The following is a 9,835-nucleotide window of genomic DNA, read 5'->3' as shown; positions in this document are numbered from 1 at the left end:
ACTGACCTTGCCGACGAAGAAAAAGACGCCATTCTGACTTCGCTCGAAAAAGGTGACATTGAAGTGATTAACGGCATCACCGGCAAAAGCTTCTTCGACCTGCTTCGCAATATGACGCTCGAAGGCGTATATGCGGACCCGCTCTATGGCGGCAACGTCAACATGGAGGGCTGGAAGATGCGGAACTATCCGGGCAACCAGATGTCCTATGCCAAAATTGTCGGTGAGGACGCTTTTGCAAAAACAGATCCGCTCAGCCTGCATGACCATTTGGCCACACATTAATTTTTACATGCTGACAGAGAAGGAGAGTTATCCATGGCTACGAAATTGCCAAGAGTCCCGGTCCTGATCGTCGGGATGGGATGGATCGGCGGCATTATCGCCGCCGAATTAAGCAAGCAGGGAATCAAGGTCGTCGGCTTGGAACGCGGTAAACCCCGTTCTACTGAGGACTATTACATGGTCCATGACGAGCTCCGTTACGCCCAGCGCTATGAGCTGATGCAGGACTTGTCCAAGGAAACGATCACCTTTCGGAACACGTCGAAAATGACGGCCCTGCCGATGCGCCAATACGGCGCCTTCCTGCTCGGGGAAGGCCTCGGAGGCGCAGGCATCCACTGGAACGGACAAACGTACCGGTTCCTGCCGTACGATTTCGAAATCCGGAGCAAAACGATCGAGCGATATGGGAAGAAAAAAATTCCGGATGGCATGACCATTCAGGACTGGGGCATTACATACGACGAGCTGGAGCCCTATTTCTACAAGTTCGAAGAGGTCGCGGGCATTTCCGGGGATCAGGAACAGGCGGCGATGGTTGGCAAACGCTCCAAGCCGTTCCCGACCAAGCCGATGACCAAGACGCCGATGATCAAAATGTTCGAGGAAGCGACCAAAAAGCTTGGCTACCATCCGTATATGATGCCGTCGGCCAACCTGTCCGAGCAGTATACGAACCCGGACGGCATTACCCGCGCCCCTTGCCAGTACTGCGGCTATTGCGAGCGCTTTGGCTGCGAATACGGCGCCAAGGCCGATCCGGTCGTGACCGTGCTTCCGGTCGCACAGAAATCCGGGCATTTCGAGCTCCGTGAGTATGCCAACGTGACGGATATTCTGCATGACGGGAAGAAGGCCACAGGCGTGAAATATGTTAACCCGTTGACCGGCCAGGAATACGAACAGCCGGCAGACGTCGTCATTCTGGCGAGCTACGTGTTCAACAACGTCCGGCTGCTGCTGACGTCCAAGCTCGGCAAGCCGTACGATCCGAATTCGGGAACGGGCGTTGTGGGCAAAAACTACGCTTACCAAACAAATGGCGGTTCAGCGACCGGTTTTTATGACGACAAGCAGTTCAACCTGTTTGCCGGAGCCGGCGCGCTCGGCATGGAAATCCCGGACTTCAACGGCGACAACTTTGATCACAGCGATCTGAATTTCATCCACGGCGCAGGCATCCGGATTTCGCAAACCGGGCTCCGCCCGATCGCGAACAATTCGGTTCCGAAAGGGACGCCAACGTGGGGCAAGGACTTCAAAGCGACTTCGCTGAAATACGCGAACAATTATTTGACCGTGGCGGCGCAGGGATCGAGCATGCCTTGGAGGCACCACTATCTCGATCTGGATCCGACCTACAAGGACGCTTACGGCAAACCGCTGGTCCGGATCACGTTCGACTTTGAGGAGCAGGACCGGCAGATGATCTCCTTCATGGCAGGTAAAACCGAAGCCATCATGAAGGAAATGAAACCCTCGTCTATCGGCTCATCCAAGGAGCTGGGGCCGTTCAATATCGTGCCGTATCAATCCACGCACAACACCGGCGGCGCGATTATGGGATCGGACCCTTCGACTTCGGTCGTCAACAACTATCTCCAAATGTGGGATGCCGAAAACGTGTTTGTCGTCGGCGCATCCGCCTTCCCGCATAACAGCGGTTATAACCCGACTGGTACCGTTGGCGCCCTCGCTTACCGGGCTGCGGAAGGCATTGCGAAATATTTGAAATCAGGCGGATCTCTCGTTTAAGCGAAAACACCGCCTGTGGGCAAGGAAAATGCGGAGGGAATCAAATGGATCAAGACAACTGGATTGTTCATGTCGCCGAGGCGCGAAAGCGGCTGATCATCGTCGGCATCTGCTTCATCGTGACGTTTGCCGCCGGATTGTACGCCGCCCCCGGCATCCTGCTCTACCTCAAGTCTCAGCCTTTGGCGGAGCCGATCGCCTGGAACGTGTTTTCCTTTACGGACGGCATTCTGATCTACATGAAATGCGCGCTGATCTTCGCGCTCATGTTCACGGTTCCCGTCCTCCTGTACCAGCTGTGGGCTTTTGTGAAGCCGGGGCTCACGGAGCATGAGGCGAAGAGCGCGTTCCCCTTCATTCCGGTCGCATTCGTGCTTTTTCTGGCCGGGCTGTCGTTCAGCTATTACGTTGTGTTTCCGATGATGCTGAAGTTTATGAAGCGCATGAACCAAACAATCGGGGCGATCGAAACGTACGGGATTGACCGGTACTTCGGGTTCCTGTTCGATCTGGTCATCCCGATGGCCATCGCCTTCGAGCTTCCAGTGGTCATTCTGTTCCTGACCCGAATCGGAATCCTGACGCCCGATACGCTGAAAAAGACGCGCAAATACGCTTACCTGGGGCTGGCGATCCTCGGCTCCTGCATTTCGCCGCCGGACTTCGTCTCGCACCTGTCCGTCACCATTCCGCTCATCCTGCTGTTCGAGATCAGCGTTTACGTATCCGGCCGCCAGTGGCGGAAAATGCAATCCAGCCCATCCGGCAGCTAAGTCGTTGCATTCCCGCCATCCAGTTGCTAGACTACTGCAGTTCCTGCTCATTAGCAGCTGCACAGCCCGTCCGGCAGCTAAATCGTTGCAGTCCTGACCATCCGGTTGCTATGTCGAGCACTCCCGCCCTGCGGCAGCTAGGAAACTGCAGTTCCTGCTCATCAGCAGCTGCACAATCCCAAAGTCTGGCAACTGCAGCAGTTCAATCCGTCTGGCAGCCAGGAAATTGCACTCTCCGTCTATCCGAGACCGCATCAGTTCCGTAGTCCGGCAACTCGGGGGTCGCAGTCCTGACCAGACGATAGCCGCCATCCGTCCAGCGTTCAGTCATCTGGGGCTAGGACGTTAATCCAGAAAAGAGGTGTACATGCTATGCTGAACAACATTGGTGTATCCGGCCTGGTCATTATTTTGGCCATCGCCCTCGTCCTATTCGGGCCATCGAAGCTCCCGCAGCTCGGAAGAGCGTTCGGGGACACGCTCCGCGAGTTCCGAAGCTCCACGCGCGGAATCGTCGAGGAAGAAGAGACTTCCTCCGAGTCTTCGGTGAAGCAGCTTGTCGAGAAGCGCTAATATGCCCAACGCAACGCCTATTAAACAGAGAAAAAGCAGCCTCCCCTATGGGGAATGGCTGCTTTTTCATTGAGGGTCCCTTCGATGGGGCCCCTTTTTGCCTCATCAATGGGGCCCTCAAAAGGGACTGGTTGCTTGTTCGTTATTTTCATCCTGGGCCTTCCAACCTGAGTGGCTGGTGTATTCTTGCACGCCCCAATTCTATTGGGACCTTCACGTTACCCAATAAGAATAACAGAGAGGATATACCAAAAACGTACTTATCCAATGGACACTTTTCCATTTTGTCCTACAAAAGAAAGACACGGCACTAATATTCTTCAGCTCGCCACTTCAAGAGTTCACCCCTATATTTAGCGTTAAAACCCAGCCTTTAACTATATATAGAAGTTTTATGCTGGACCAAAGAATGGTACTAGTGTCCGCCTTTTAAAAGACAAAATCGCAATATGTTCGTTGTCAGTAGACAAAACTGGTCTAATCGGGAATCAGCATGAGGTGCAAGGGTGCAAACCATTCGACTTTCCCCCGTTGTTCTTCTGGTTTCAAACAAACTGCTTCCCTGGCACTCCACAAATCTAAGTCAATCAGCCTTTTCTCCGGCACTGTTCAGATCTCAAAACCACCAACACTTTTCCTAATCTCAAACCAATCAACTGTCTTCTCGGCACTCTCTTGATCACAAACCCACTAACTGCTCCCCGACACTCCACAAATCTCAAACCCACCAGCTGCTCCCCGAGACTTTCCATTTTGTAATAGCTCTCGTACATCCTCTGTCCTCATATAATGGACATATCCTTGTTTTGTTTTACAAAAGGAGGACACGACAATATATTCTTCTACGGATGGTTTAGTAGTAAATTTTCCTACATCTTGTGTTAACACCTATATTTAAATCAATATATGGACTGGCGACTGAGGGCAAAGATATAGTGTTAGTGTCCACCATTTGAAAGACAAAATCGAAATTTGTTCGTTACGAGTGAACAAACACTGTGGAAATACAAATTTAGATTTTGTTCATTGTCAGTAAACAAACACCTTGAAAGATACAATCTGAATGTGTTCGTTATCACTGAATAAACACCTTGAAAGATACAATTTGAAACAAATTCAATATAATCGTGAACAAGCTCCGGGAGCGCAAGCAACCAATTATTCTCCTGAGTTCTCCAGGTTTTTGAATTGGCTCTCGAACATCCGGGCGTAGAAGCCTTGGCGCCTGATCAATTCGTCGTGGCTGCCCTGCTCCACGATCTCGCCATGATCGATGACCATGATGTTGTCGGCGTCCCGGATCGTATTGAGCCGATGCGCGATAATGAAGGTCGTACGATCCTTCATGATTTGGAGCAGCGCATCCTGAATATGCAGCTCGGTCCGCGTGTCGATGCTGCTCGTCGCCTCGTCGAGGATGAGGATCGATGGCTTCGCCAGAATGACGCGGGTGATGGCCAGCAGCTGGCGCTGGCCCTGGCTGAGATTGCCGCCGTTCTCCGACAGCTCCGTCTCATAGCCGTCCGGCAGGCGGCGGATGAACACGTCGGCGTTCGCCATCACGGCGGCTTCGCGGATTTCCTCATCCGTCGCGTCAGGCTTGCCGTATTTGATGTTTTCCTTGATCGTGCCGGAGAACAGGTACGTGTCCTGCAGCACGATCCCGAACGTGCGGCGGAGGCTGTCGCGGGTGTAATGGCGGATATCGACGCCGTCGATCCGGATGGAACCCCCGGTCACGTCGTAGAACCGTGTCAGCAGATTGACGATCGTCGTCTTGCCCGCCCCTGTCGGCCCCACCAAGGCCGTACTGGTCCCCGGCTTCGATTCGAAGCTGACCCTTTTCAGGATCGGCACCTCTGGCCGGTACCCGAAGCTTACGTCCTCGAATACGACGTGGCCTTTGGTGCGATCGAGCCGTACCGCATCCGGCAAATCGTCCGGCTCCTCCCTCTCGTCCAGCACCTCGAACACCCGCTCTGCACCCGCCACGCCGGACTGGAGCAGATTATAGATGTTGGCCAGGTCGTTCAGCGGGCGAACAAACTGGCGGGAGTAGCTCAGGAAGCTCGCGATCACGCCGACGGTAATGAGGCTTTTGACGGCGAGAATCCCGCCGACGAGCGCGACCGCGGCAAAGCCGATGTTGTTGATGACGTTCATGAGCGGCATCATGAAGCCGGAGCGGATCTGCGCTTTGAGCCCGACTTCAAACAAGCGGCCGTTGACCGCCTCGAACTCGTTAATCGCTTGGTGCTCGTGATTGAACGCCTTGACGACTTCCATACCGGAAATCGTCTCTTCGATATGTCCGTTCAGCATGCCGAGCTGAACTTGCTGTTCCTTGAACAGCACTGACGTTTTGCGTGTGACCGTGCGCGTCAGTAAATACAAAATCGGTACGGTAATTAGGCTCGCCAAGGTCAGGATCGGGCTGAGCACGATCATCATCACTAACGAGCCGATAATGGCGATGCCGCCGGCCATTAGCTGCGTGGTCGATTGGGAAACGGTCTGGCTCACATTGTCGATATCGTTGGTCAGTCGGCTCATCACTTCCCCGTGCGACCGGGCGTCAAAATAAGATACCGGAAGCTTCTGCAGCTTCTGAAACAACGAACGCCGCAGTCCCGCAACGATTCGCTGCGACACGCCGGCCATCAGCCAGCCCTGCAGAAAGACGAGTACGACGTCCGTGATATAGGCAGTTGCCAGCACGATAATAAACGACTGAAGCAGCCCGAAAGCGACGCGTCCATGGTTCGCGGACATAGCGTCGATCGATTTGCCGATCAGAAACGGCCCGATCAAGGTTACGCCCGCATCGATGATGATAAACACCATGATCAGGCTGAGCAGCTTGCGCTCGCGTCCGAAATAACGCCACAGGCGCCCCATCGTTCTCCGGAAGTTTTTGGGCTTGACCGGCTTGCCCCGGTTCACTGCCCCCGCTTCCGGGTCCCCTCATCATCCCGCCAGGGCGTCCCGCAGGACCCGGTGCTCCCGGAGGCGGCGTCTGCTGTGCCTGTGCGGCTTCATTCTGCGGCATGCGGATGCATCTCCTTCCCCATCTGGGATTGGTAAATCTCCTGGTAGACCCGGCACGTCTCCATCAGCTCTTCATGCGTGCCCGTGCCGACCATCTCCCCGCGGTCCATCACCACGATCCGGTCGGCATCCATGACCGACGTGATCCGCTGGGCGATCAGGATGCAGGTCAGCTCGCTGGCATACGTCCGCAGCGCTTCCTTGATTCTAGCCTCTGTCGCGACGTCCACCGCGCTCGTGCAGTCGTCGAGAATCAAAATTTCAGGCTTCTTCACCAGCGCCCTGGCAATGGACAGGCGCTGCTTTTGTCCGCCTGAGAAGTTGACGCCGCCTTGCCCGATCCGGCTGGCATATCCTTCAGGCGAAGCCATGATGAAGTCATGCGCTTCGGCGATCCGGCACGCCTCTTCCATTTCATCTTGGCTCGCGTCTTCCTTGCCCCATTTCAAATTGTCCTCCACCGTGCCGGTGAAGAGCATGATCTTCTGCGGAACGACGGCGATCATCTCGCGAAGCGCATGCGGGTCCATGTCCCGCACGTCGGTGCCGGCCACTTTGACCCGCCCTTCGCCGGCATCGTAAAAGCGCGGAATCAGGCTGACCAGCGTGCTTTTCCCCGAACCGGTCGAGCCAATAATCCCCACGGTCTCCCCGGGAAGGCAGGTCAGCGTAAAGTCGCGAATGACCGGGTCGCCCTGGGTTCCCGCATAGGAGAAGCTCACATGCTCGAAGTCGATGCGTCCGCGCTGAGAATCGCGTTTCGTCGCCGACTTGCCTCCATGGTCCAGCCTGCTTCCTTCGGCAAACACTTCGCCAATTCGGCCGGCGGACGCCTTGGCCCGCACGAACATGTTGAAGACGTTGCTGATCATCATCAGCGAGAACAGCATTTGCGTCATGTAGTTGATGAACGCGATGATGCTGCCCACCTGCATCTGCCCGTTGTCGACCCGAATCCCGCCGATCCAGAGGACGGCGATGATGCCGAAATTGAGGAAGAGCGAAATCCCCGGTCCGAAAACGGACATGACCCTCATCGACAGGACCGAACGGCTGGACAGCTCCGTGTTGGCGCTTTCAAATTTTTCCACTTCGTAATCAAAGCGGTTGAACGCCTTAACCACCCTTACGCCCGACAAGTACTCGCGCATGACGCTGTTCACTTTATCCAGCGCCCGCTGTACCCGGATAAAGAATGGGAAACCGATCTTCATGTTCAGCACGATGAGAACGGCCACAATCGGCACGACCACCGCCAGTACGAGCGACAAATGCACATCCAAACGGATGGCCATAATGAGGCTGCCCACGCACAGCAGCGGCGCCTTTACGAAGAACCGCATCATCCCGTTCACAAAGTTCTGCACCTGGGTGACGTCATTTGTTAGCCGCGTGATGAGCGAGGCCCGGTCGAACTTATCCATGTCCTCGAACGACAGGGACTGGATTTTCCGGAATAAATCCGACCGCATTTCCGCCCCGAACCGCTGTGACACATGGCTTGAAATGATGTTCCGGGTGGAGGCCGACACCGCTCCAACGGCGGTGATCAGGAGCATGAGCCCTCCGTAATGGAAGACTTGATCCATCCGGCTCTGGGCCACCCCGACATCGATGACCTTGGACATCATAGTCGGCTGCAGCAGGTCGCACAGCGACTCTACCGCCAGAAACAATACCGCTACGCAAAACAGTTTCCAGTATTTCTTGACATACTTGTTGAAAAAGGACATGGCTGCATCACCTTTTTACGCTTATTTGAGGTAAAGCTACATGTTCACCGATATGTAATTTAAGACATATACACTAGTGAAGATTACTCCTTTTTCGGTCATCTGTCACGACCAATATCCGGCAAAAACCTTTTATTCCCTAAGCCACTTGTCAAAAAACTCTCGGTAACCTTCCTTCATGATGCGGCTGGAAAAGCTCTCGAACGCGTAGCTCCGGTTGTCCCAGGAATAAGAAGACGGCGATGCCGCAGCCATGTTGACCAGCTCAAACCAATTTTTTTCGTTCCCTGAAAAGGAATGCCGGGCGCTGATATGGCCGTAACAAGGGTGCTCGGGCTTTACGACGATTTTGCCCATGGCGAGCGCTTCGGTCAGCGGCATAGCGAACGTATCGAATTTCGAACAGTTCCAGTACACCTTCGCCGTGTTCATCAGCTTAAATATATCATCCTGGCTCAGCGCAAACTGCAGCCGGACATTGAGCGGGATGTCGTATTTCTTCATGCTTTCCCGATATCGTTCGCCCCCGAAGACCATGTACACCTCTTTGTCCGGATTCTGCCGGGCATACTCCAGCACGAGATCCGGCCGGCGGTTCTCCTCGTCCCGTCCGATCCACAGAATGCGGTTGTTCACGATCTGCGACGGGTCAAAATGCCGCTCCGCCAGATCCTCGCTGAATCCGATCGGGATCACATCCACGTCGGTTACCCCGAAATTGCGGGCAAGCTCGCCTTTCAAAAACTCGGTTTGCACGATCGCCTTGTCCACCATTTGATAAAAAGGCTTCATCATGTCATACCCCGTCAGGGCCGGATCGGGAAAGCTGTGCGGAAAGAGCACGCTGTTTTTAAGAAACATTTTCAGATAGGTAAATCCGGATACGGTATAGATCACGTGCTCGATGCCGTTCGCGTAGATCTGGTCCAGCACGATGTCATAGTTCACCAGGTCACCCTTCTCATGCTCATATCCCGGCACCCAGTCATACCCGCTCACATGGCGCTCCGGGGATATGAAGATGATATCCACCCCCAGCTCGCGGCCGATGGCCTGCAGGCGGTCCGCAAAGACGCGCGGCCCCTGCCTCTCGGTAAATTGGATCTTTCTCATGACCAGTCCGACTTTGTTCATAACTTCATCATCCTTTATCTGCACTGCCTTTCTGAGTTGCAAAATCAACAGGTTTACGGGTCAGGACAAGAGCGGGCAGGCTAGCAGCGCCATTTCCAGGCATATACGGCGTTCCGGCTCCAAAAAGTCCTCCCCGAGAATTTCATTTAGTTTGTCCAGACGGTTGTACAGGGTCTGCCGGTGGATAAACAGCGCCTTGGCCGTATCGTTCTTCGATCCCATGTACTGCAAATAGACGTCGAGCGTCTGCACCAAATGCAGGTGATGCTCCTTGTCGTAAGCCATCAGCGCCCCAAGCTGCTCCTCGACGAACGATTGGAGGAACGCCTTGTCCGGGATGGCCTTCAGCAGCTGGTAGACGCCGATCCGCTCGTAGAACAGGCTGCTGCGCATCAGCTCCACCGAGCGGGACACCTCCATCACTTGCTCCGCTTCCTTGAAGCTCTTGTGCATGTCGGTCATCCGCGGGCGGATGCTGCCAAAGCCTGCGTGCAGGCTGAACGGCTGGGTAAGACCCACGCCCGTCAGGCGCAG

Annotated in this window: 8 protein-coding genes; 4 read left to right on the top strand and 4 right to left on the bottom strand. The window is 54.7% G+C overall.

Annotated features, from left to right (window positions below; translation table 11 throughout):
- The 4 genes from CPT76_RS40825 to CPT76_RS30300 all read left to right on the top strand — a co-directional run.
- Positions 1-285, top strand: a 285-nt coding sequence (locus CPT76_RS40825; RefSeq protein ID WP_146116479.1) for a gluconate 2-dehydrogenase subunit 3 family protein, incomplete at its 5' end; no start/stop codon positions are given.
- A 33-nt stretch (positions 286-318) separates the two neighbouring features.
- Positions 319-2,040, top strand: coding sequence for a GMC family oxidoreductase (locus CPT76_RS30310; RefSeq protein ID WP_105445511.1), 1,722 nt, complete (start codon positions 319-321; stop codon positions 2,038-2,040).
- A 44-nt stretch (positions 2,041-2,084) separates the two neighbouring features.
- Positions 2,085-2,813 (top strand): twin-arginine translocase subunit TatC, encoded by a 729-nt coding sequence (tatC, locus tag CPT76_RS30305; RefSeq protein ID WP_105445510.1) that lies wholly within the window; start codon positions 2,085-2,087, stop codon positions 2,811-2,813.
- A gap of 372 nt (positions 2,814-3,185) precedes the next feature.
- Positions 3,186-3,386, top strand: a complete 201-nt coding sequence (locus CPT76_RS30300) for a twin-arginine translocase TatA/TatE family subunit (protein ID WP_076172013.1) — start codon at positions 3,186-3,188, stop codon at positions 3,384-3,386.
- Between the two features lie 1,158 nt (positions 3,387-4,544).
- On the opposite strand, the gene CPT76_RS30295 is transcribed toward CPT76_RS30300, so the two are convergent.
- The 4 genes from CPT76_RS30295 to CPT76_RS30280 all read right to left on the bottom strand — a co-directional run.
- Positions 4,545-6,284 (bottom strand): ABC transporter ATP-binding protein, encoded by a 1,740-nt coding sequence (locus CPT76_RS30295; RefSeq protein WP_105445589.1) that lies wholly within the window; start codon positions 6,282-6,284, stop codon positions 4,545-4,547.
- A gap of 137 nt (positions 6,285-6,421) precedes the next feature.
- Positions 6,422-8,167, bottom strand: a complete 1,746-nt coding sequence (locus CPT76_RS30290) for an ABC transporter ATP-binding protein (RefSeq protein WP_105445509.1) — start codon at positions 8,165-8,167, stop codon at positions 6,422-6,424.
- A gap of 132 nt (positions 8,168-8,299) precedes the next feature.
- Positions 8,300-9,301 carry a glycosyltransferase gene (locus tag CPT76_RS30285; RefSeq protein WP_105445508.1) on the bottom strand — a complete coding sequence of 334 codons (1,002 nt, stop codon included), beginning with the start codon at positions 9,299-9,301 and terminating at the stop codon, positions 8,300-8,302.
- A 60-nt stretch (positions 9,302-9,361) separates the two neighbouring features.
- A partial coding sequence (locus CPT76_RS30280; protein WP_181153144.1) for a PucR family transcriptional regulator occupies positions 9,362-9,835 on the bottom strand: 474 nt, incomplete at its 5' end.

The sequence above is a fragment of the Paenibacillus sp. AR247 genome (assembly GCF_002968895.1).
Taxonomy (GTDB): Bacteria; Bacillota; Bacilli; order Paenibacillales; family Paenibacillaceae; genus Paenibacillus_AQ; species Paenibacillus_AQ favisporus.
This window is presented reverse-complemented; position numbering and strand designations above follow the sequence as displayed.